Here is a 22307-nt window from a genome sequence, read left to right on the forward strand (position 1 = left end):
CTACACAGGCAGGAACCATGTCCGAAGGCTTGAACGTTCTCTTCATCGAAGACGACCCGCCTGTGCGCCAGGCCACCGCGCAGAGCCTCGAGCTGGCCGGCTTCAACGTGCAGGCGTTCGGCAGCGCCGAAGAAGCCGTCGGCAAGATCGACGCCAATTTCCCCGGCGTCGTCGTGAGCGACCTGCGCTTGCCGGGCGCAAGCGGCCTCGATGTGCTGGCTCACTGCCAGTCGTTCGGCACGGGGATTCCCGTGGTGCTCGTCACCGGCCACGGCGACATCACGATGGCCGTGCAGGCGATGCGCGAGGGCGCGTTCGATTTCATCGAGAAGCCGTTTCCCGCCGAGCGCCTGACCGAGACCGTGCGCCGCGCAGTGGAGCGCCGCGCGCTTGAGCTGGAAAACCGCGCACTGCGCCGTGAACTGGCCGGCCCGGCGGCTGGCACGCGGATCATCGGGCGCTCGCCGGCGATGGGCGCGGTGCGTGCGCTGATCGAGAACGTTGCGACCACCGATGCGCCGGTGCTGATCAACGGCGAGACCGGCACGGGCAAGGAACTGGTCGCGCGCAGTCTGCACACCCTTTCTCCGCGTCACGACAAGCCGTTCATCGCGCTGAACTGCGGCGCCGTGCCCGAACAGATCTTTGAAAGCGAGATGTTCGGCCACGAGGCCGGAGCCTTTACCGGTGCGGGCAAGCGGCGCATCGGCAAGCTCGAGCACGCCTCGGGCGGCACGCTGTTCCTCGACGAGATCGAAAGCATGCCGATCGCGCTGCAGGTCAAGCTGCTGCGCGTGTTGCAGGAGGGCGCGCTGGAGCGGCTGGGCTCGAATGCGTCGGTGCGCATCGACGTGCGCATCGTGGCGGCCGCCAAGGGCGATATGGAAGCGCTGATCGAGGCGGGCGGTTTCCGGCGCGATCTGTACTACCGCCTGAACGTCGTCGCCATCGACCTGCCGCCGCTGCGTGAGCGCCGCGAAGACATCATCCCGCTGTTCGAACACTTCCTGCTCGAAGCCGCCGTGCGCTATCAACGTCCGCTACCGATGTTGGCCGAGCGTCAGCGCCACGAGCTGATGCAATCGAGCTGGCCCGGAAACGTGCGCGAACTGCGCAACGCGGCCGATCGTTTGGTGCTAGGCGTCGGCCGCACGCCGGTCGTGCCGGATGCTTCCGAAGACGGCATGCCGCTCAAGGAGCGCGTCGAGCGTTACGAGCGCACGGTGATTGCCGAAACGCTGGCGCGCACCGGCGGCTCGGTGCATCAGGCGGCGGACATTCTGCAGGTCGGCCGCGCCACGCTGTATGACAAGATCAAGCGATACGGTCTTTGACCTGGCACGCTCGCACCCAACAACGCCCGGCTTCGACCGGGCGTTTTCTTTTCGTTCTCTTTTCGTGCTCAACCCAGAATCGGATGGGCATCCGCCACCGGGTATCCACGGTCGTCTGTCGGAATCCGCTGGGTTTGGAATGCGATCAGCAATGCCTGGAACTTGCCGTCGATTTCCACGATGACAGCCCCGTCCTGCCGTGTGCCGTTTTCGCGCGAATGGTCCTTCACACCCGGCGTGTGGACAACGGGGTTGCCCTGGTTCATGTGCGTTTCGTGCAGGCCGTTGTGCTGCGGCTCGAACAAGAAACCGAAGCCGTAGACCGTGACATCCGTGCGGGGCGGCCAGCCTTTGCGGTCATCGTCGCCGGAACTGCCGTGATAGACATAGTCGACCGGCGTGGCGCTGCGGTCGAGGGAGAGCATGTCGTCAACAAGCGCGTTGATGTCGTTGTGCTCGGTTTCGGTATCCAGCGCGATCGGCCGCATGTTCGGAAAGTCGACCAGCCCGGCATCGCGCACGTAGTCCAGAGGCGGGAAGCCACTCATGTGCAGCCCGGGAGGCAGCGCAGCCAGATCGGCGGTGATCGGCAACTGCAGGTCGGTCGTCCACTGATACAGCACGTGGTAACCGGCTGCGCCGGCGCCCGGCATGCTCGAGTCGGATTTCACGTTGGCCAGCACCACGAATTCCGAGCCATCCGGCGCTTCCACCACGATCGCGTAATGCGGATTGCCGTTATAGCCTTCCAGATAAGGCACACCGAATTTCAGCTTGCCCTTGAACATGCAGTAGTGATTGGCCATGCGCGCTCCATCGAACCTGGGATTGACGGACCGTCATTGCAGCAGGCCCGCGTGAACCTAGTGTGGAACGTGCGTTGCCCGAAAACAAAAACGCCCGGCATTCACCGGGCGTTTCGTTTGCATTGAGGGGTGGACGCTCAGGCCTGCTTGCCCAGCGTCTGCTTGAGCAGCGCGTCGAACGACGACCATTCCGGTTCGCCCACGTAGCGCTTGAGGATACGGCCGTCGCGGTCGACCAGGAACGTGGTGGGCGTGAGCTGCACGTCGCCGAAGGCCTTGGCGGCGGAGCCGTCAGCGTCCATGGCGACCTTGAAGGGCAACTGGCGCGTCTGGCTGAAGTTCATCACGTACATCGGTGCGTCGTAGCTCATCGCCACGGCCACGTACTCCAGGCCTTCGCCTTTGTACTTGTTGTACGTCTGGACCATGTTGGGCATCTCTTTGACGCACGTGGCACAGCTCGTTGCCCAGAAATTGACGAGATAGACCTTGCCTTTCAGGTCTTGCGTCGACAGCTTTTGCCCATCCAGCAGCGTGAAAGTCGCGGCCGGGACCTGCTGCGACGGAGAAAACGCACGCCAGCCGAACCAGCCGGCGGCCGCCAGCACCAGCACGATCACGGGCAACAACCAGCGGCGGCCGCGCGACGTGGCGGTGGCAGATGCAGAAGCTGCGGAGGTAGTCAGGGTCGAGGCCATGTCGGCAACGTGGTTCGGGAGGAATCAAATCGCTATTGTAGGCCCGCCGTGTCAGCGCCGCATGCCGGCTGCGACATTCCGTCCATGGAGCGAATCCCGCATCACTTTGCACTGACGAGGGCGGCTTCGTACAACGTCAGGTCCGCGGAGGAAAAGCAGCAAAAGGTGATCGCGACCAGGCCGGCGCCGTGTTCTCGCGCGGTGCGTACGGCAATCGGCGCGGCCAATTGTGGAGGGAAGCCATATACGCCGGTACTGATGCATGGGAACGCGATGCTGCGCACCTCGTGCTTGCGCGCCAGTTCCAGGCTGTTGCGGTAACACGCGGCCAGCAGCGCCACCTCGTCTTGGCGGCCGCCGCGCCAGATCGGCCCAACTGTGTGGATCACGTAGCGCGCGGGCAGCTGGAAGCCCGGTGTGAGTTTGGCCTCACCGGTTCGGCAGCCATGGAGGGCGCGGCACGCCTCCAGCAGTTGCGGCCCGGCGGCACGATGGATCGCGCCATCGACGCCGCCCCCGCCCAGCAACGAGCTGTTCGCTGCGTTGACGATGGCATCGCAGTCCAGCGTGGTGATGTCGGCGCGCAGGGCAAGCAAGGTGACGGACGGGATTGGCATGGCGCTGTCCTTGGCGAGCGAAGGTTGAGCATCTCTGTTCGATAATAGGCGGCGCGAAAACGGACAGAAGACCTACAGGAGGCGACGTGGCAGTCACGGCAACGGGAAACAGGCGGATGGTGTTTGGCGCGGTGGTGTGCGCGCTGTTGATGGCCTGTTCGCCCAAGTACGACTGGCGTACGGTCCACTCCAACGAAGGTGCCTACGCCGTGGATTACCCCGCCAAGCCCACCGCGGAAGCCCGCCCCATCGTCATCAACGGCCAGCGCGTGCCGATGACGATGCAGGCCGCCAGCGTCGACGGCACGTTGTTCGCGGTCGGCGTGGTGGAGCTGCCCGCGGATGATCCGGTATCGCGGCAGCGCGCCGTTGAAGCGCTGCGCAGTGGCTTATCCGCCAATCTGAAGGGTCGTGTGACCGAGCGCGACATCGCTGTGCAAACCGCCGCCCAGCCGCCTTTGTCATTGCCGGCAGTGGAATTGATCGCCCAGGGAGCGGGCGGCGACGATCCCGCCCCGCGCCGGCTGACCGCCCGCGTGGTCGCCGTGGGCAAGCATGCCTACCAGGCGGTCGTGCTGGAATCGGGCGACGCCGCTCGCGATGCGCGCCAGCAGGAGCAGGTCGAACAGTTTCTTTCCAGCTTCCATCCGTACTAGACCCTGAGCGCGCCCGAGCGGACTGGCCGCAGCCGGTGCACAATCGGCGCCTTCGCTTTACCGCATAACATTTCACGAGGAACCATCATGACGTTGCAAGTCTGGCTGGCCTTTTTTCTGGCGGCCTGGGTGATCGCCATCTCGCCGGGGTCGGGCGCCATCCTGTGCATGAGCCACGGCCTGACGCATGGCGTGCGCCGCACGTCGGTCACGATCGCGGGGCTCGAACTGGGCATTGTCGTGATCCTGTTCATTGCGGGTGCGGGTCTGGGCGCGTTGCTGATCGCGTCGGAGCACGCCTTCATGGCCATCAAGATCATCGGGGCCATGTATCTGATTTATCTGGGCATCGTGCAATGGCGCACCCCCATTCAGATCGCCAAGCCGGCTGAGGGCGAGCCCGTGAAAGTGGCTGGCAGTGGCGCGCGTCGCCGGTTCCTCGTCGGGTTGCTGACCAATCTGACGAACCCGAAGGGCATCCTGTTCATGGTCGCGGTGCTGCCGCAGTTCATCGATCCGGCCAAGCCGCTGCTTTCGCAACTCGGCATCCTGGCGGCGACGATGGTGTTCGTCGATCTGATCGTCATGCACGGTTATGCGCTGCTGGCCTCGCGGGCGCAGCGCCTGTTCCGCAATCCGCGCGCGCTGCGCTGGCAGAGCCGCTTCTTCGGCGGCATGCTGATGAGCATTGGCGCCGCGCTGTTCTTCGTGAAGCGGCAGACTGCGTGACCTTTGCACTGCCGCAGGGCAGCCCGCCAAGTCGTTGAGGGCGCAGCGTGAGGATGCACGCTAATCCGCCTTCACCCCGCGCCGATACTGAATGGCCTCGCCCACATGCGCGGCATCGATCTGCTCGTCGCCTGCCAAGTCGGCAATCGTGCGGGCGAGCTTGAGCACGCGCGCATAGGCGCGGGCAGACCACGAAAAGCGCGTCATCGCGTGGCGCAGCAAGCCATCGGCCGCATCGGTGCGGCTGCAATGCTGATCGATCTCATGGCCGCCCAGCAGGGCGTTGCGTTTACCTTGCCGTGCGAGCTGCCGCGCGTGCGCGGCAGCGACGCGCTCGGCCACGTTGACCGTTGGTTCACCCGGCGGCCCGTCGAGCAGTTCTTCCTGTGAGGGCGTCGGCACTTCGATCTGCACATCGATGCGATCGAGCAGCGGCCCCGAAATGCGCGCCTGGTATCGCTCCACTTGATCCGGCGTGCAACGGCACGCCCGCAGCGGATGCCCGCGATAGCCGCACGGGCACGGGTTCATGGCGGCAATCAGCTGGAAGCTGGCCGGAAAATCTGTCTGGTGGGCGGCGCGTGAGATGGTGATGTGGCCGGTTTCCAGCGGCTCGCGCAGGACTTCGAGCACGCGACGCTCGAACTCTGGGAGTTCATCGAGGAAGAGCACGCCCTGATGTGCCAGGGAGATTTCCCCAGGCCTTGGCGTATTGCCCCCGCCCACCATCGCCACCGCCGACGCCGTGTGGTGTGGCGAGCGGAACGGCCGTACCTTCCAGCGTCGCGCATCGAAGCCGCGCGTGGTCAGGCTCATCACGGCGGCAGCGGAGAGCGCTTCGTCATCGCTCATGTCCGGCAGCAAGCCGGGAAACCGCTGCGCGAGCATCGACTTGCCTGTTCCTGGCGGTCCGATCATCAACATGGAATGACCGCCGGCGGCCGCGACTTCCAGCGCGCGCCGCGCCTGCGGCTGTCCGCGCACATCAGCCAGGTCGGGATAGCGGATGTCCGCGTCGACCGGCGCAGGCAGCGCTGGTGCGAGCTTGCGGTCCGGCGCGCTCAGGTGATCGCATACCTCGATGAGCGTGCGCGCGGGCAGGACTTTGGTGCCGCTCACGAGCGCAGCTTCGGCGGCGTTCTCGGCGGGCAGCACGAAGGCGCGGGCGAGCGGTGCGTCGCCATCGGCCGAAGCGGGGTTGCGCGACAGCGCGTACGCCATCGCCAGCGCACCGCGAATCGGCCGCAGATCGCCAGACAGGGACAACTCGCCCGCAAACTCATGCGCGTCCAGATGCGTGTGCGGAATCTGGCGGCTCGCGGCGAGGATGCCCAGCGCGATCGCCAGGTCGAACCGGCCCGATTCTTTTGGAAGATCGGCCGGGGCGAGGTTGACGGTGATGCGTCGCGCCGGAAACTCGAAGCGGCTGTTCTGGATCGCTGCCCGCACGCGATCCTTGCTCTCCTTCACCTCGGTATCCGGCAGGCCGACGATGGTGAACGATGGCAGGCCATTCGCCAGATGAACTTCCACCGAGACGGCCGGCGCATCGATACCCGAGAGCGCGCGCGAGCGCAGTACGGCTAGGCTCATCGCGCCGCCCTCCAAGTGGACTTACGAGTAAGGCGGAGAGCGTGGCAGCGGTGCATGATGTGACGGAGCGTGGCGGTTGCGGAACCCTCCACTGTGCCAGCCGCGTTCTGCTGCCATGCGCACCGGCATCCAAATTTGACGATCGCGCCGACATGAGAAAATCAGCCCAGACAAAAAAACCGGAGCACTGGGCTCCGGCTTTGTTGTGGGCGGATCGACTCAGGGGAAGGCCGGCATGGCCGCATCTTCGCCGCTGAAGCGGCCTTCGGGATGCGTCTTCTGCAGCAGCGCGCGAATCTCGCTCACGCGCGAGCGCGGCACATCGACCATCAGCAGTATCTGCCCATCCTCCACTGCTTGCTTGAACGGCTTCAGGCGGCTGTTCGGCACCGAACTGCCGATCATGCTTGAAGCCCACGCGCCAAACAGCGCCCCCACCACGGTCGTAATGCCGACCATGCCCCACTGTGGCCCTTCGCCGATGACCGGGAAGAGAGCGGCCACGATGCCGGCCAGCACACCCGCACCTCCGCCGATCACCAGCCCGTTCTGGGTGGCATGGACGATGTCGGAGGTCTGGAGGATGTTGGCTTCGTGCAGGCCGGTGAGATCGATGCCGGGCTTGGAGACGAAGTGGATGTGGCGCTCGGTGATGCGCGCCAGCAGGAGGTCGTTCATCACGCGCCGGGCGCTGGAGACGTCCGGCATCAGGAAATAGAGGCGATGCTGCATGATCTTCTCCTCAAGCGCGGCTGCGCGTGCGTCTTAAGGACGTTCTAGATCAGTTCGCCAGCCGCAACAAGGCGGCACATCGATCTTTTCGCTGTGCGCCGCAGCAGGGGTGCGGCGGTCCGCACAGCAGCCCGGCGGATGCGCTGCCGGCGCAACACCGGGCGAGCGGTTTACTGGTCTGCGGGGGTTGCGGACTTCAGTTGGGCCTCCAGGGCCGCCACGCGCGTTTCCAGTTCTTCCAGACGCGCCCGCGTACGCGCGAGCACCTGCGATTGCACATCAAACTCCTCACGCGTGACCAGATCGAGCTTGGAGAAGCCCTGGGTCATCATTGCGCGGACGTTCTTCTCGATATCAGCCGCCGGCGAGTTGCGCAGCGCTTCGGTCACGCGGTTTTGGAAGTCGGAAAAAAGATCGGTCGGTTTCATGTCGTTTGCTCCGTGGATCGTGCTGTCCGCGCCAAGCCGGTGCATGCACCGAAGCTGTGCGTGGAAATTGCTGTGCCGTGGTGCGAAGGCCTGCGCGCGGCGCGTGCTTTCGGTGCCCTCGGCCGCGATGGTACCGGCTGAGCGCCCTGAACGGCACACCTTCCATCAAATCTCGCTGCGATGCGGCATTGGCGACGCCATATAAACGGGGACAGAAACACCCGTTGCGGTTTCTGCGCCGGGCACCCCCCGCCGCGCATCGGACTGAAATCACTCTATCACATGGCTTTTATCGCGCCATGACGGTGTCGGCCGGTGTGGCGTGAACCAGCCTCCGGCAACCGTTGGCGGGTTACAGACCGGCCGATGGGCGACCCGTCCCCAATTTCCTCCGGTTTTCGTGACAGTGGCGGCGTGTCGTGATAACCGAGGCGGCCTTCCAATCCGACGACATCGACATGGCATGACAGTTGCAGAACTGGTGCGATTTTTTTTCCATTGCCGTTGCGACTTTCTAAAGGGGGAGAGCCGTTATGAAGAAGTTTGCGTACGCAGCCAGCCTTGTACTCTTGACCGGTGCCGTTGCCGGCGTCAGCCAATCCGCCATCGCGCAGTCCGCACCCGCGGCTGATGCACCGGCCGCCGCACCGGCACCTGCGCCGGCGGCACTCACGGCCAACGTCACGCTGGCCAGCCAATACCGCTATCGCGGCATCATGCAGACCAACAACAAGCCTGCCATCCAGGGCGGCTTTGACTACGCCATTCCGGGCGGTGTGCTGCCCGAGGGCTTCTATATCGGTAACTGGAACTCGTCTATCAGCTGGCTGAGCGATTCGAACTCGAACGTCTCCGCGCCGATCGAGATGGACTTCTACGGCGGCTACAAGACCGAGATCATCAAGGACGTGCCGATCGACGTGGGGGTGCTGCAGTACTACTACCCGGGCAGCTACCCCGACGGCTTCACGCGTCCGCACACGACCGAAGGCTATGCGCAGATCGGCTACGGCCCGGTCACGTTCAAGTATTCGCACGCATTTTCGAACCTGTTCGGTACGGCTGATTCGCATCACAGCCAATACTTCGATCTGTCGGGCAACTTCGACACCGGCTTCTGGGGCCTGACGCTGAACCTGCACGCGGGCTACCAGCAAGTGCCGCACCAGACCGTGCGTGCCTCGTATGCCGACTGGAAGGTCGGTGTGACGAAAGACTTCGGCAACGGCTGGGCTGCATCGCTGGCCTACATCGATACGAATGCTTCGCGCGTGTTCTATACAAACCCGCGTGGCAGCTACATGGGCAAGGCCACGGCCCTGCTGTCGATCACCAAGACTTTCCAATAACGATGCGCGGCGGTGCTCCGGCGCCGCCGACTGAGGAGCAACCAGCATGAAACTCATCATGGCCATCATCAAGCCATTCAAGCTCGACGAGGTCCGCGAGGCGCTGTCCGAAGTGGGTGTGTCGGGCATTACCGTCACGGAAGTCAAAGGCTTCGGACGCCAGAAAGGTCATACCGAGCTTTACCGCGGCGCGGAGTACATCGTCGACTTCCTGCCCAAAGTGAAGATCGAAGTGGCTGTGCCCGACGATGTGGTCGAGCGCGCTGTCGAGGCCATCGAAAAGTCTGCCCGCACCGGCAAGATTGGCGACGGCAAGATCTTCGTGGCCGACGTCGAACAAGTCATCCGCATCCGCACCGGTGAGACCGGCGGCGACGCCCTATAAGCCCCAATCCGCCAAGGAAGAGGTCAAAACATGAAAACCTGGTTCACACGATTCCTGACGGCTGGGGCCGTCGCTGCCGTGCTCGCAGGCGCCGTGATGTCGGCGCCGGCCGTTGCACAGGACAAGCCGGCGGCGGAAGCTTCGGCGCCGGCTGCTGCGGCTGCCGCTTCCGAGCCGGCCGCTGCCGCACCGGCCGCCGCTGCGCCGGCTTCAGCACCTGCCGCCGCCGCTGCACCGGCTGCGGCTGCTGCTGCGCCCGCCGCGGCTACGCCCGTCCCCAACAAGGGCGACACGGCGTGGCTGCTCGTCTCCACCGCCTTCGTCATCCTGATGACGCTGCCGGGCCTGGCGCTGTTCTACGGCGGCCTGGTGCGCAAGAAGAACATGCTGTCGGTGCTGATGCAATGTACGGGCATCTTCTCGCTCATCATCATCCTGTGGGCGATCTACGGCTACAGCTTCGCATTTACCGAGGGCAACGCGTTCTTCGGCGGGCTTGATCGTCTGTTCCTGAAGGGCCTGACGCCGGATTCGGTGGCCGCCACCTTCAGCAAGGGCGTGGTGGTGCCTGAGTATGCGTACTTCGCGTTCCAGGGCGCGTTTGCGGCGATTACGTGTGCGCTGATCATCGGTGCTTTCGCCGAGCGTGCGAAATTCTCGGCCGTGCTGCTGTTCGTGGTGCTGTGGTTCACCTTCAGCTACCTGCCGATCGCGCACATGGTCTGGTTCTGGCCGGGCCCGGACGGCTTCACGGATGCCAAGGCTGCCGAAGCAATGACGGCCAAGTCCGGCTGGTTGTTCCAGAAGGGCGCGCTGGACTTTGCCGGCGGTACCGTCGTGCACATCAACGCCGCGGTGGCCGGTCTGGTAGGTGCATTCCTGTTCGGCAAGCGCATCGGTTTTGGCCGCGAGGCGCTCAAGCCGCACAGCCTGACGCTGACGATGGTGGGTGCATCGCTGCTGTGGTTCGGCTGGTTCGGCTTCAACGCCGGTTCGGCCCTGGAAGCCAACGGCAGCGCAGCGCTGGCGTTCGTCAACACGCTGCTGGCAACCGCCGCTGCCGTGCTGTCGTGGAGCTTCGGTGAGTGGTTCGGCAAGAGCAAGCCGTCGATGCTGGGTGCCGCATCGGGTGCCGTGGCTGGCCTGGTTGCCATTACTCCGGCTGCAGGCTTTGTCGGCCCGATGGGTTCGATCGTGCTGGGTATCCTTGCCGGCCTGCTGTGCCTGTGGGGAGTGAATGGCCTCAAGCGCATGCTGGGCATGGACGACACGCTCGACGTGTTCGGTGTGCACGGTGTGGGCGGTATCCTCGGCGCGCTGATGACTGGCGTGCTGGCGTCGCCGAGCCTCGGTGGCACCGGTATCTACGACTACGTTGCCAACAAGGTTGCCGATGATTACTCGATCGGCGGCCAGCTGTGGATCCAGTTCCAAGGCGTGGCGACCACGGTCATCTGGTCCGGGGTGGTGGCGTTCATCTCGTACAAGATCGTCGATGCCATCGTCGGCCTGCGCGTGCCGGAAGAAGAAGAGCGCGAAGGTCTGGACATCACGTCCCACGGCGAAACGGCCTACGAAGACTGATCGTCTGCCTCATCCCGCAAAAGACCCGGCCGAGCGCCGGGTTTTTTGTGACGCCCTGGCTGAGCCCGGCGTCCTTAAGTCCGATGTTAAAAACGTTCAATTGCCTCTCGTTATGCGGACGCTTACATTGCAGACGTGGTTTCCTCCACCTGCAGAACGCTCCCCGTATCTGTCAGGCTATTCCCCAAGCGCGGCAGCCCCGCGCTTTTTTTTGTCCGCTATCTTTGTGTGGCCTGCTGCACTGCCGCACTTTGCCTCTTGCGAATCCTCTCTCCTAACCGCATATCGATAGTCCGCTATCGTCTGCAAGCTATTGCCTGTTCCTCTACAATCGGAGTGGGCGATAAATTACATCAATAGGAAGGGTATGGTTCCGCACTTGATCACCGCGCTGAACGGGCCGCTGCTGGAGCTCGAACAGAAGATTCTTGACGCCACGCCCGCCATCGAACGCTGGTTCCGCCTCGAGTGGCAGGAACACACGCCGCCGTTCTACTGTTCCGTCGATTTGCGCAACGCCGGCTTCAAGCTGGCGCCGGTCGACACGAACCTGTTCCCGGGTGGCTTCAATAATCTTGCGCCTGAAATGTTGCCGCTTGCCGTGCAAGCCGCAATGGCCGCCATCGAGAAGATCTGCCCGGACGCCAAGAACCTGCTCCTGATCCCCGAGCGTCACACGCGCAACATGTTCTATCTGCAGAACGTCGCGCGGCTGTCGCAGATCATGCGCCAGGCCGGTCTGAATGTGCGCCTAGGATCGCTTTCCGACGACATTACCGAGCCGACGCCGATCGATTTGCCCGATGGACAACGCCTCGTCGTGGAGCCGATCAAGCGCATCGGCACCAAGGGCCGTCGCCTGGGCATGGAAGATTTCGATCCGTGCTCCATCCTGTTGAACAACGATCTGTCAGCCGGCGTGCCGCCGATCCTTGAGAACATCAACGAGCAGTATCTGCTGCCGCCGCTCCATGCCGGCTGGTCGCAGCGTCGCAAGACCAACCACTTTGCCGCCTATGACGAAGTGGCGAAGAAGTTCGCCAAGCTGATCGACATCGACCCCTGGATGGTCAACCCGTACTTCACCAAGTGCAGCGGGCTGGATTTCCATGAACGCGCCGGCGAGGAAGAACTGGCTCATGCAGTGGAGACGGTGCTCAAGAAAACTGCCAAGAAGTACAAGGAATACGGCGTGAGCGAGACGCCTTACGTTGTGGTCAAGGCCGACGCCGGCACCTATGGCATGGGCGTGATGACCGTGCGCGATCCTTCCGAGGTCAAGGGCCTCAACCGGAAGGAGCGCAACAAGATGAGCGTGGTCAAGGAGGGCCTGGAGGTCTCGGAAGTGATCGTGCAGGAGGGCGTGCACACCTTCGAGAAGATCAACGAGGCTGTTGCCGAGCCGGTCGTCTACATGATCGACCGCTATGTGGTGGGCGGTTTTTACCGGGTTCACACGGGCCGCGGCGTGGACGAGAATCTGAATGCGCCCGGCATGCACTTCGTTCCGCTGCCGTTTGCCTCGAATTCCCTGCCGGACAGCCATGCCAAGCCGGGCGCCGGGGAGCCGAACCGCTTCTATATGTACGGTGTGGTGGCGCGTCTGGCGTTGTTGGCGGCCTCGCTCGAGCTTGAGAAAACCGACCCGAACCCCCTGATCTGATCGGCCATAAAGCGCAGTAGAAGGAACCGCCATGCGTATCCTGTTCATCGTCGATCCGCTGTCGACGTTCAAGACCTACAAGGATTCCACCTTCGCGATGATGCGCGAGGCGGCGGCGCGCGGCTATGCCATCTACACGTGCCTGCAGTCACAGCTGACGCTGGCGAACAACGTCGTCGAAACCGTTGCCACGCCAATCGCCCTGACCGGCGACGAGCACGACTGGTACCGCGCCGGCGATGCGCGCTTGCTGCCGCTGACAGGCTTTGACGCGGTCCTGATGCGCAAGGACCCTCCGTTCGACATGGAGTACGTCACCAGCACGTGGCTGCTGGAGATCGCCGAGCGTCAGGGTGCGCGCGTGTTCAACAAGCCGCAGGCGATTCGAGACCACTCCGAGAAGCTCGCCATCGCGCAGTTCCGCGAGTTCACCGTCCCGACGATCGTGTCGCGCGATGCCAAGCGCCTGCGCGAATTCCACGCCGAGCAGGGCGACGTCATCTTCAAGCCGCTTGATGGCATGGGCGGTGCGGGCATCTTCCGCGTGGGGCCGGATGGCATGAACCTGGGCGCGGTGATCGAGTCGCTGACCGACAACGGCGCCCGCACAATCATGGCGCAACAGTACATCCCGGCGATTCGCGAGGGCGACAAACGCATTCTCCTGATTGGCGGGTCGCCGGTGCCGCATTCGCTCGCGCGGGTGCCGATGGCCGGCGAAGTCCGCGGCAATCTGGCGGCGGGCGGTACTGGCAGGGCCCAGCCGCTGTCCGAGCGCGATCAGGTGATCGCCCATGCACTTGCGCCCGTGCTGTGGCAGCGTGGTCTGCTGCTCGTCGGCCTCGACGTCATCGGCGATTACCTGACCGAGGTCAACGTCACCAGTCCGACCTGTTTCCAGGAAATCACCCAGCAGACGGGCTTCAACGTGGCGGGAATGTTCATCGACGCGCTCGAGCGCGCCGCAGGCAAGACGACCGGGCTGGGCCGCAAGCCGGCCTGACATGGCGGCGGGCCCCACCGCCGAGGGTCCTCCACAAGGGGGAGATTCGGTGCGCGGGCCGGCAATCCCGCCAAATGGCCCTGATACAATCGGCGTTACACCGATTCGCTTTTCGATCATGGCAGGGATTCTGATCATCGCCCATGCGCCGCTAGCCAGCGCACTGCGCGACTGTGCTGCACACGTCTATTGCGGTCAGCCCGAGCGGCTGGACGCAATCGATGTCCTGCCCGATGCCGAGCCAGCGACCGTGCTGGCGCAGGCGCGCGATAAGCTCGCCGAACTCATTGAAGCCAACGGCGCACTGGTGCTGACCGACATCTTCGGGGCTACCCCTGCCAATATCGCCTCGCGTCTGGCTGACCCTGGCCGCGTGCGCGTGCTGGCTGGCGTGAACCTGCCGATGCTTGTGCGCGCCATCTGCTATCGCTCCGAAAAACTCGAACAACTTGCCGCCAAGGCCCTGGCCGGCGGCGCGCAAGGCGTACTGCAGGTCGGCTCGACAGCCGTTCAGAACCAGGTTGCCAACCATCCGGACAAATATGCTGCAGAGGGATATCACCATCATCAATAAGCTGGGGCTGCACGCTCGCGCTTCCGCCAAACTTACCCAGCTCGCCAGCAAGTTCGACAGCCAGATCAAGATGTCGCGCAACGGCCGTCAGGTCGATGCCAAGAGCATCATGGGCGTGATGATGCTGGCGGCAGGCATTGGCTCCACAGTCACGCTGGAGATCGAAGGCCCTGACGAGCACGACGCCATGGATGGCTTGGTCGCGCTCATCAACGATCGCTTCGGCGAAGGCGAATAACGCGCCCGCCGCAATCCACTTCAACGCCGCTCCGGCCAGCGTCTATGCCTTTTACCCTGCACGGTATTCCGGTCTCGCGCGGCATCTGCATTGGCCGTGCGCATATGCTGGCGCGTGCGGCGCTTGATGTGTCGCACTACCTCGTCGACGAGGACAAGCTCGACGCCGAGGTCGAGCGGCTGCGCAGCGCGCGTGCCACCGTGCGCGCCGAACTGGCGGCACTCAAGCGTGACCTGCCCACCGACGTGCCCGAAGAGATGGGCGCCTTCCTCGACGTGCACGCGATGATTCTGGACGACGCGTTGCTCTCGCAGGTGCCCGAGACTTTGATTCGCCAGCGGCGGTACAACGCAGAGTGGGCGCTCACAACGCAACTTGAAGAGCTGATCCGCCAGTTTGGTGAGATCGAGGATGAATACCTGCGCGAGCGCAAGGCCGACATCGAGCAGGTGGTCGAGCGCATTCTGAAGGTGCTGGCCGGCGCGCCTGCGCTGGCACCTGCCCCGGTGGCGGTCGGCTGCGATCCGGATGCCGGCATGATCGTGGTCGCGCATGATATTGCGCCGGCCGACATGCTGCAGTTCCGCGGCCAGACCTTCGCAGGTTTCGTGACCGACCTGGGCGGTCGCACTTCGCACACCGCCATCGTGGCGCGCAGCCTCGACATTCCGGCCGCCGTGGGCGTACACAACGCGAGCACGCTGATTCGTCAGGACGACATCGTCGTCATCGACGGCGACAACGGCATCGTCATCGTCGATCCGAGTACGTCCATCCTCGAGGAATACCGGCATCGCCGCAGCGAGGGCGAGCTGCAGAAGAAGCGCCTGGAGCGCCTGCGTCATACGCCCACCGTCACGCTCGACGGTACCCAGATCGACCTGCAGGCCAACATCGAAATGCCGGAAGATGCGGCTGCCGCGGTCAAGGCCGGTGCCGTGGGCGTGGGCCTGTTCCGCTCCGAGTTCCTCTTCATGAACCGTCGTGGCGCGCTGCCCGATGAGGAAGAGCAGTTCCGCGCGTACCGCACCGCCGTCGAGTCGATGATGGGCCTGCCCGTCACGATCCGCACCATCGACATTGGTGCCGACAAGCCGCTGGACATCCGCGACGACGTGTTCGAGACCGCGCCCAATCCCGCGCTGGGTTTGCGGGCGATCCGCTGGTCGCTCTCTGAGCCGGCGATGTTCCTGACGCAGCTGCGCGCGCTGTTGCGGGCATCGGCGTTCGGGCCCATCAAGATTCTCGTGCCGATGCTTGCGCACGCCCGCGAAATCGACCAAACGCTGGAATTGCTGGCACGCGCCAAGGCTTCGCTCGACGCCGACGGCTTGGCCTACGATCCGGGCATCAAAGTGGGCGCCATGATCGAGATTCCGGCCGCCGTGCTGATCCTGCCGGTGTTCCTGCGCCGCATGGATTTCCTCTCGATCGGCACGAATGACCTGATCCAATACACGCTCGCTATCGACCGTGCCGACAATGCGGTCGCGCATCTGTACGACCCGCTGCACCCGGCGGTGCTGCAATTGATCGCGCGCACCATCCGCGAAGCACATCAGGCCGGCAAGCCGGTTTCCGTGTGTGGCGAGATGGCGGGCGATGCTTCCATGACGCGTCTGCTGCTCGGCATGGGCCTCACCGAGTTTTCCATGCATCCGTCGCAGTTGCTGAGCGTCAAGCAGCAGATCTTGCGCTCAGACCGTCCGCGTCTGATGCGTGAGGCCGACCGCCTGCTGCACGCCTGCGAACCTGCCGAAATCGAAGAGGCGCTCGGTGCGCTGGCGCGGGCCTGACCTGCGTTCGTTCTCAGCGTCGGGCACACCCAGTGTCGCACCGGCGCATCGGCTCACCTGGATTGAAGCCCCTCTCTAAGTGATTGAAATTGCACGTCTTTCTTAGAAAAGACAGCTCGCGTGCCCTTGCATGACCCTCCCCGCGGAATGGGGTCGAACAAGAATTGTTCTCATTTCGATTCTCTGTTATTCTGGGTTGACAGCGCGTTTCGAGCGCTGCGGAGGAAGCCCGTGTACGTCTGTATCTGCAACCAAGTCACCGACCGTGAAATCCATGGCGCAGCCCGTCTGGGCGTGTCGTCGATGGACGAACTTGCCGAAACGCTCGGCGTGGGTACCTGCTGCGGACAATGCCGGGACTGCGCCAAGCAGGTGCTTGCCGAAGCGGTGAGCTGCATCCCTGTCGATCAGATTTTGGGCCGCGCCAGCACGCATGCCATAATCGAACGCCGCGACGAGCCCGTTGCCAATGATCAGGCCATTGTGCCCGGTGCATTGGCTGCCTGATTTCCCCCTTTTTTCTGTCGCCGCGAATTGCCGCCCAGGCGTTGTGCCTCGGTGGTATTTGTTGCTTTCTGGTCAGGCACAGGGCTCGCCTTGAACGGACGCGTGTGTGCGTCCATCACCGCAGTTGCACTTTGCTGGAGCCCCAAGCATGAAAGGCGATAAGAAGGTCATCCAATATCTGAACGCCCAGCTCAAGAACGAGCTGACCGCCATCAACCAGTATTTCCTCCACGCGCGCATGTACGGCCACTGGGGGCTCAAGCGCATCGGCGACCACGAATACAAAGAGTCGATCGGCGAGATGAAGCATGCCGATCGGCTGATCGAGCGCATCCTGATGCTCGACGGTCTGCCCAACCTGCAGGACCTCGGCAAGATCTTCATCGGCCAAGATACGAAAGAGATCATTGAGTGTGATCTGAAGCTCGAGCGCGCCGCACACGGCACCGTGGTCGAGGGCATCGCCTATTGTGAATCGGTCAAGGATTACGTCAGTCGCGAAATCCTGGTCGACATCCTGGACGACACCGAAGAGCACATCGACTGGCTGGAAACGCAGCTCGAGTTGATCGACAAGGTAGGCATTCAGAACTACCTGCAATCGCAGATGGAGCCCGAAGGCGAGTAAGCCTCGTCAGGCGAAAAAAGAAGGAGGCCTCGGCCTCCTTTTTTGTCGCCCGGTTTCGGGCGTCTCAGTGCGCTGCGCCGCAGACCGGGCATGACGGCTGGCGCGCGATGCGCATCGTGGTCCATTCCATCGATAGTCCGTCGAGCATCAGCAGGCGACCGGCAAGCGAATGGCCGATCCCGACAATCAGCTTCAGTGCCTCGGTGGCCTGCACCGTACCGACCATGCCTACCAGTGGCGAGAACACGCCCATCGTTGCGCATGCCACCTCCGGCGCGGGCTCGTCGGGCGGGAACAGACAGGCGTAGCAGGGGCCGCCGGTGCGGCTGTCGAATACGCTGATCTGTCCGTCAAAGCGGATCGCCGCGCCCGACACGAGCGGCACCCCGGCGCGCACGCAGGCAAGGTTGGTGGCCTGGCGAGTGCCGAAATTGTCGGAGCAGTCCAATACCACGCTCACGCCTTGAAGCAGTGCGCCAATGGCGTCGGCATCGAGCCGGCGCGGTAACGCATTCACGCACACGTCGGGATTCAGTCGGGCAATGGCCGCCTGGGCCGATGCCACCTTCGGCTGTCCGACCGATTCCGTTGTGTGGATGATCTGGCGCTGCAGATTCGTCAAATCCACCGTGTCGTCGTCGACGATGGTGAGCGTACCGACCCCCGCAGCCGCCAGATAGGGCAGGGCTGCAGCGCCCAGCCCGCCTGCGCCAATGACGAGCACGTGGCTCTCCAGCAGGCGCGTCTGCCCCTCGATGCCGATTTCGTCGAGCAGGATATGGCGCGAGTACCGCAGCAGTTGATCGTCATTCATGGCGGAGCAATGAAAAAGGCCGTGCAGTGCACGGCCTCGTAAGTTTGCCAGTGTTTGCCGGCCGGTGTCTTAACGGGCCCCGGTCGGTTCCGGGGCAGGCTGCACGCCGCTCGCAGGAACATTGGGCTTCGGTGCGGCGGGCTCGGAAGCCGGCGCAGCCTTGCCCTTGGGCAGCTTGGCCGGGGCGCTCGAATCCTTGGCCGCCGGCGACTTCACCGCCTTGTCCGGCACCGCGGCAGCCGCGGCTTCCAGCACCGATTTCGAACGCTTGACCGGCTGACCCTTCAGGTCGGCAATGGCCTGTTGCAGCATGAAGTCTTCGGCCGAACCGAACTCGATCGGCTTCTTGTTGCGTTCTTTCTCGCGCTGCTCGGGCGTCTTCTTGGCGTTTTCCTCTTCCAGGCGACGCAGCTCTTCAACGCGGCGCTTTTCGCGCTCGGTCATCTCTGCTTCTTCCGATTCCTGCTTGTTGTGCAGGTGGCGTTCGGTGTCGATCTCGCGCGTGATCAGCGCATCGTCCGGGTCGCCGTCCGGGTTCTGGTCAACCGGAATATCCGGGCGGATGCCCTTGGCCTGGATCGACTTGCCCGACGGCGTGTAGTAGTACGCGATGGTCAGCTTGATGCCGGTGTCGTTCGACAGCGGACGCACCGTCTGCACCGAACCCTTGCCGAACGTGGTCTTGCCCATCGTCTTGGCGCGGTGATGATCCTGCAGCGCACCCGCCACGATTTCCGAGGCCGAAGCCGTGTAGGCGTTGGTCAGCACAATGATCGGCACGGTCTTGAATTCGGGGTCCAGGCCGGCAAGCGGATCGGAATCGAGATTGCTCAAGCGGTAGTTGGCGAAGGTCGCCTTGTACGTGCGCTTGGCATCCGGCACCTGGCCGTTGGTCGACACCACCGTCACGTCCGGCGGCAGGAACGCGGCCGACACGCCAACAGCAGCTTGCAGCACGCCGCCGCCGTTGTTGCGCAGATCCAGGATCAAGCCCTTGAGGTGGGCGTCCTGCTTGGCCAGGTCGTTGAGCTTCTTGGCCAGGTCCGGCACGGTGCGTTCCTGGAAGCTGGTGATGCGGACCCAGGCGATGCCGTTGTCCAGCATCTTGGCCTTGACCGACTGCACCTGGATCTCGGCGCGGGTGATGGTCAGCGGGAACGTGCGCTCTTCCTTCTTGCGGTAGATCGTGAGCGTGACCTTGGTGCCCGGCGCGCCGCGCATGCGCTTGACGGCTTGCTCCAGCGGCATGCCGCGCACGGGTTTGTCGTCGATGCGGGTGATCAGGTCGCCCGGCTGCACGCCAGCGCGAAAAGCCGGGGTGTCTTCAATCGGGTTGATGACCTTGACCAGCCCTTCTTCTTGCGAGATCTCGATGCCCAGACCGGCGAAGCGGCCCTGGGTGCCTTCCTGGAGTTCCTGGAAGTCCTTCTTGTCCAGGTAGGCCGAATGCGGGTCTAGGCTGGCGACCATGCCCTTGATGGCTTCGGTCAGCAGCTTGTCGTCGTCCACCGGCTCGACATATTCGCGCTTGATCTGGCCAAAGATGTCCGCCATGAGCCTGAGTTTCTCCAGCGGAAGCGGCCCGACCGTCGCGTTTTGCGCAGTGGCGGAGAGCTGGAGCGTCGCCAGTACCCCGGTGACGAGGCCAATGGCGATCAAGCTGATGTTCTTGAGCGAAGTTCGCATGTGTCGAGCGTGGACGTGGGAACAGTAGATAAACATGGCCCGGGACGGCTCGCGCACATCCCGGGCTACAGGCTTCGACAGTATAAAGGCGTTGGAGTGCCGCAGCGCCCGTTACGGTTTATTTCGACTTGCCTTGGCTGGCCACCGCCGCGAGCGACGCGGCAATCGCTTCCTGGTCGCCCAGGTAGTAATGGCGGATCGGCTTGAGGTTGGCGTCCAGCTCATACACAAGCGGCGTGCCGTTGGGAATGTTCAGGCCGACGATGTCCGCGTCGGAAATGCCGTCCAGGTATTTCACCAGCGCGCGGATGCTGTTGCCGTGCGCGGCAATCACCACGCGCTTGCCGCTCTTGATGGCCGGTGCAATCGATTCTTCCCACAGCGGCATGACGCGTGCGACCGTGTCCTTCAGGCATTCGGTCAGGGGTACCTGCTCGCGCGTGAGTCCCGCGTAACGCGGGTTGCCGAAAGCGTCATTGTCGGCGCCGGGCTCCAGCGCGGGCGGCGGCGTGTCGTAGCTGCGGCGCCAGACGAGAACTTGCTCGTCGCCATATTGCGCGGCGGTTTCTGCCTTGTTCAGGCCCGACAGCGCTCCGTAGTGGCGCTCGTTCAGACGCCATTCGTTGCGGGTCGGGATCCACATCAGGTCCATTTCGTCCTGCACGTGCCAGAGCGTGCGGATTGCTCGCTTGAGCACCGAGGTGTAGGCCAGATCGAACGTGAAGCCGGCTTCGCGCAGCAGTTTGCCGCCTTGGCGGGCCTGGGCGACGCCCGTGTCGGTCAGGTCGACGTCGACCCAGCCGGTGAAGCGATTCTCCAGATTCCACGTCGATTCGCCGTGGCGGATGAGGACGAGCTTATGCATGACTGCCATGATGAGAAGTGAGAAAACCTGCGCGCGGCCTGCTGGCGACGTGTCGTACGTCATCGTGCGGCCGCCGAAGCGCGCTATTTTATAATGCCGCGGGCTTTGGGCCCCCGAACCGTTCGGCTGATGTTCGCCCATTAGACTCGCCCGACTCATCCCAGGAAACCGATACCGTGACGTTCTTCGCCGATTACAACAACCTCGCACTGCTTGCTGTCGCCATTGTTTCGGGTCTGCTGTTGCTTTGGGCGCCCATCCAGCGCCGCATCGCGGGCGGCGGTGGCGCCAAGGTGAGTGCCCCAGTGGCCACCCAACTCATCAACCGCCGCAACGCCGTGGTCGTGGATGTGCGCGAAAGCGGCGAATACGCTGCGGGCCATCTGCCGCAAGCGAAGCATGCGCCGCTCGGTGAGCTGGAAGGCAAGGCTCCGAGCCTTGCAAAGAACAAAGAGACCCCCATCATCCTCGTATGCCAGACCGGCCAGCGCGCCGGGCGGGCCCAAGCAGTCCTGAAGCAGGCCGGTTACAGTGAGGTGTATTCGCTCGAAGGCGGATTGGCCGCCTGGCAACAAGCGGGCCTTCCGGTTGTGAAATAAAGAAACGAGGTTGAAGTTATGGCGCACGTGGTCATGTACAGCACCACCGTCTGTCCCTATTGCGTGGCAGCGGAACGACTCCTGAAGCAACGCGGTGTCGAGCAGATCGAGAAGATCCTGATTGACCGCGAACCCGGCAAGCGCGAAGAGATGATGACGCGCACGAATCGCCGCACGGTTCCGCAGATTTATATCGACGAGCGCCACATCGGCGGCTTCGATGATCTCTCTGCGCTCGACCGCGAAGGTGGCTTGGTTCCGTTGCTGGCTGCTTGATTCGGCGGCCTGCGCACCACACAGAAATGCCCGGCTTAGACCGGGCGTTGTACTTTCAGGCCGGCTCTCATAGCGGGCACCATCTGGTCATGTACCATACGCGTCTTGCGCGGCGGACGCTTCCGCCAAGCACTGACCACATCCCATTTGAAGGCGAGTCATGAGCGACCAGCAACAGCAGCAACCGGGCCAGGATGGCCAGCCGTTCTTCAACATCCAGCGCGTCTATCTGAAGGACCTGTCGCTGGAACAACCGAACTCGCCGCACATCTTCCTCGAGCAGGAACAGCCGACTGTCGAAGTGCAGGTGGACGTCGGCGCTTCGCAGCTGGCGGAAGGTGTGTTTGAAGTGACCGTCATCGGTACGGTGACGACCAAGGTGCAAGAGAAGGTCGCGTTCCTGGTGGAAGCGAAGCAAGCGGGCATCTTCGATATCCGCAACGTGCCGGCCGAGCAGATGGACCCGCTGCTGGGCATCGCCTGCCCGACCATCGTGTACCCGTACCTGCGCTCGAACATTGCCGACACCATCGGCCGCGCCGGCTTCCAGCCGATCCACCTGGCCGAGATCAACTTCCAGGCGCTGTACGAACAACGCCTGGCCGCTGCCATGGAGCAGCAAGGCCAAGCCGGCGGCGCTGGTCTGGTGATGCCGGACGGCTCGAAGGCCACCCACTAAGTACGAGGCGCACTGCGCCAAAGGCCCGCGCCAGCCGCACGCTTGCGCGGGCTTTTTTTTGCCCGACC

The 22307-nt window shown here is 63.7% G+C and carries 26 protein-coding genes; 17 read left to right on the forward strand and 9 right to left on the reverse strand.

The features are described 5' to 3' along the window. The first annotated feature begins 17 nt into the window (after window positions 1-17). Entirely contained in the window at window positions 18-1334 is a 1317-nt protein-coding gene (locus tag N5B55_RS01090; protein ID WP_154206252.1) for a sigma-54-dependent transcriptional regulator, read from the forward strand. A gap of 68 nt (window positions 1335-1402) precedes the next feature. On the opposite strand, the gene N5B55_RS01095 is transcribed toward N5B55_RS01090, so the two are convergent. The 3 genes from N5B55_RS01095 to N5B55_RS01105 all read right to left on the reverse strand — a co-directional run bounded on the left by N5B55_RS01095 (window position 1403) and on the right by N5B55_RS01105 (window position 3455). Beyond that, window positions 1403-2140, reverse strand: a complete 738-nt coding sequence (locus tag N5B55_RS01095) for a DUF2278 family protein (protein ID WP_304538883.1) — start codon at window positions 2138-2140, stop codon at window positions 1403-1405. 137 nt (window positions 2141-2277) lie between these two features. Beyond that, window positions 2278-2838: a TlpA disulfide reductase family protein gene (locus tag N5B55_RS01100; protein ID WP_304538884.1), complete on the reverse strand. Its 561-nt coding sequence runs from the start codon at window positions 2836-2838 to the stop codon at window positions 2278-2280. A gap of 101 nt (window positions 2839-2939) precedes the next feature. Further along, window positions 2940-3455, reverse strand: a complete 516-nt coding sequence (locus N5B55_RS01105) for an O-acetyl-ADP-ribose deacetylase (protein ID WP_304538885.1) — start codon at window positions 3453-3455, stop codon at window positions 2940-2942. Window positions 3456-3571: 116 nt separating this feature from the next. On the opposite strand from N5B55_RS01105, the gene N5B55_RS01110 reads away from it, so the two are divergent. After that, window positions 3572-4111, forward strand: coding sequence for a hypothetical protein (locus N5B55_RS01110; RefSeq protein ID WP_304539823.1), 540 nt, complete (start codon window positions 3572-3574; stop codon window positions 4109-4111). 87 nt (window positions 4112-4198) lie between these two features. Then, the gene (locus tag N5B55_RS01115) at window positions 4199-4840 is read left to right on the forward strand and encodes a LysE family transporter (RefSeq protein ID WP_065860279.1); all 642 of its coding nucleotides are present in this window, start codon (window positions 4199-4201) and stop codon (window positions 4838-4840) included. Between the two features lie 60 nt (window positions 4841-4900). Here the strand turns inward: N5B55_RS01115 and N5B55_RS01120 are convergent, their stop codons facing one another. From N5B55_RS01120 to N5B55_RS01130, 3 genes are all read right to left on the reverse strand, one after another. After that, entirely contained in the window at window positions 4901-6433 is a 1533-nt protein-coding gene (locus N5B55_RS01120) for a YifB family Mg chelatase-like AAA ATPase (protein ID WP_178959222.1), read from the reverse strand. A 219-nt stretch (window positions 6434-6652) separates the two neighbouring features. Next, complete coding sequence (locus N5B55_RS01125; protein WP_012761035.1) at window positions 6653-7165, reverse strand: hypothetical protein; 513 nt, start codon at window positions 7163-7165, stop codon at window positions 6653-6655. A 170-nt stretch (window positions 7166-7335) separates the two neighbouring features. Next, window positions 7336-7593 carry an accessory factor UbiK family protein gene (locus N5B55_RS01130; protein ID WP_065860282.1) on the reverse strand — a complete coding sequence of 86 codons (258 nt, stop codon included), beginning with the start codon at window positions 7591-7593 and terminating at the stop codon, window positions 7336-7338. A gap of 12 nt (window positions 7594-7605) precedes the next feature. On the opposite strand from N5B55_RS01130, the gene N5B55_RS01135 reads away from it, so the two are divergent. The 11 genes from N5B55_RS01135 (at window position 7606) to bfr (ending at window position 17320) form a co-directional block, all read left to right on the forward strand. Then, on the forward strand, window positions 7606-7734 hold the full coding sequence (locus tag N5B55_RS01135) for a hypothetical protein (RefSeq protein WP_304538886.1): 129 nt from the start codon (window positions 7606-7608) through the stop codon (window positions 7732-7734). A gap of 392 nt (window positions 7735-8126) precedes the next feature. After that, on the forward strand, window positions 8127-8942 hold the full coding sequence (locus N5B55_RS01140) for a TorF family putative porin (protein ID WP_012761037.1): 816 nt from the start codon (window positions 8127-8129) through the stop codon (window positions 8940-8942). 46 nt (window positions 8943-8988) lie between these two features. Next, window positions 8989-9327: a P-II family nitrogen regulator gene (locus tag N5B55_RS01145; RefSeq protein WP_004637070.1), complete on the forward strand. Its 339-nt coding sequence runs from the start codon at window positions 8989-8991 to the stop codon at window positions 9325-9327. Between the two features lie 30 nt (window positions 9328-9357). Further along, window positions 9358-10911 carry an ammonium transporter gene (locus N5B55_RS01150; protein ID WP_304538887.1) on the forward strand — a complete coding sequence of 518 codons (1554 nt, stop codon included), beginning with the start codon at window positions 9358-9360 and terminating at the stop codon, window positions 10909-10911. 367 nt (window positions 10912-11278) lie between these two features. Beyond that, window positions 11279-12574: a glutamate--cysteine ligase gene (gshA, locus tag N5B55_RS01155; protein WP_065858702.1), complete on the forward strand. Its 1296-nt coding sequence runs from the start codon at window positions 11279-11281 to the stop codon at window positions 12572-12574. A gap of 31 nt (window positions 12575-12605) precedes the next feature. Beyond that, window positions 12606-13577, forward strand: coding sequence for a glutathione synthase (gene gshB, locus N5B55_RS01160; protein ID WP_154206258.1), 972 nt, complete (start codon window positions 12606-12608; stop codon window positions 13575-13577). Between the two features lie 118 nt (window positions 13578-13695). Beyond that, window positions 13696-14151, forward strand: a complete 456-nt coding sequence (locus tag N5B55_RS01165; RefSeq protein WP_012761040.1) for a PTS sugar transporter subunit IIA — start codon at window positions 13696-13698, stop codon at window positions 14149-14151. Beyond that, window positions 14120-14389, forward strand: a complete 270-nt coding sequence (locus N5B55_RS01170) for an HPr family phosphocarrier protein (protein WP_012761041.1) — start codon at window positions 14120-14122, stop codon at window positions 14387-14389. Before N5B55_RS01165 ends, N5B55_RS01170 begins: the two co-directional genes overlap by 32 nt. 44 nt (window positions 14390-14433) lie before the next feature. Beyond that, window positions 14434-16185: a phosphoenolpyruvate--protein phosphotransferase gene (gene ptsP, locus N5B55_RS01175; protein WP_012761042.1), complete on the forward strand. Its 1752-nt coding sequence runs from the start codon at window positions 14434-14436 to the stop codon at window positions 16183-16185. A 231-nt stretch (window positions 16186-16416) separates the two neighbouring features. Then, the gene (locus N5B55_RS01180; protein ID WP_065858706.1) at window positions 16417-16692 is read left to right on the forward strand and encodes a (2Fe-2S)-binding protein; all 276 of its coding nucleotides are present in this window, start codon (window positions 16417-16419) and stop codon (window positions 16690-16692) included. A gap of 148 nt (window positions 16693-16840) precedes the next feature. Next, a complete protein-coding gene (bfr, locus tag N5B55_RS01185) occupies window positions 16841-17320 on the forward strand; it encodes a bacterioferritin (protein WP_004637092.1) in 480 nt (159 codons plus the stop codon). 64 nt (window positions 17321-17384) lie between these two features. Here the strand turns inward: bfr and N5B55_RS01190 are convergent, their stop codons facing one another. The 3 genes from N5B55_RS01190 to gpmA all read right to left on the reverse strand — a co-directional run bounded on the left by N5B55_RS01190 (window position 17385) and on the right by gpmA (window position 20685). Beyond that, the gene (locus N5B55_RS01190; RefSeq protein WP_304538888.1) at window positions 17385-18134 is read right to left on the reverse strand and encodes a HesA/MoeB/ThiF family protein; all 750 of its coding nucleotides are present in this window, start codon (window positions 18132-18134) and stop codon (window positions 17385-17387) included. 69 nt (window positions 18135-18203) lie between these two features. Continuing rightward, window positions 18204-19820: a S41 family peptidase gene (locus tag N5B55_RS01195; RefSeq protein ID WP_154206261.1), complete on the reverse strand. Its 1617-nt coding sequence runs from the start codon at window positions 19818-19820 to the stop codon at window positions 18204-18206. Between the two features lie 118 nt (window positions 19821-19938). Beyond that, window positions 19939-20685, reverse strand: coding sequence for a 2,3-diphosphoglycerate-dependent phosphoglycerate mutase (gene gpmA / locus N5B55_RS01200; RefSeq protein WP_024542061.1), 747 nt, complete (start codon window positions 20683-20685; stop codon window positions 19939-19941). Between the two features lie 176 nt (window positions 20686-20861). Between gpmA and N5B55_RS01205 the strand changes: the two genes are divergently transcribed. The 3 genes from N5B55_RS01205 (at window position 20862) to secB (ending at window position 22239) form a co-directional block, all read left to right on the forward strand. Beyond that, on the forward strand, window positions 20862-21284 hold the full coding sequence (locus N5B55_RS01205) for a rhodanese-like domain-containing protein (RefSeq protein WP_304538889.1): 423 nt from the start codon (window positions 20862-20864) through the stop codon (window positions 21282-21284). Window positions 21285-21302: 18 nt separating this feature from the next. Beyond that, a complete protein-coding gene (gene grxC / locus N5B55_RS01210) occupies window positions 21303-21560 on the forward strand; it encodes a glutaredoxin 3 (RefSeq protein ID WP_004633497.1) in 258 nt (85 codons plus the stop codon). A 160-nt stretch (window positions 21561-21720) separates the two neighbouring features. Further along, window positions 21721-22239, forward strand: a complete 519-nt coding sequence (gene secB, locus N5B55_RS01215) for a protein-export chaperone SecB (RefSeq protein ID WP_012761047.1) — start codon at window positions 21721-21723, stop codon at window positions 22237-22239. Window positions 22240-22307: the final 68 nt, after the last annotated feature.

The sequence above is a fragment of the Ralstonia pickettii genome (assembly GCF_030582395.1).
Lineage (GTDB): Bacteria > Pseudomonadota > Gammaproteobacteria > Burkholderiales > Burkholderiaceae > Ralstonia > Ralstonia pickettii_D.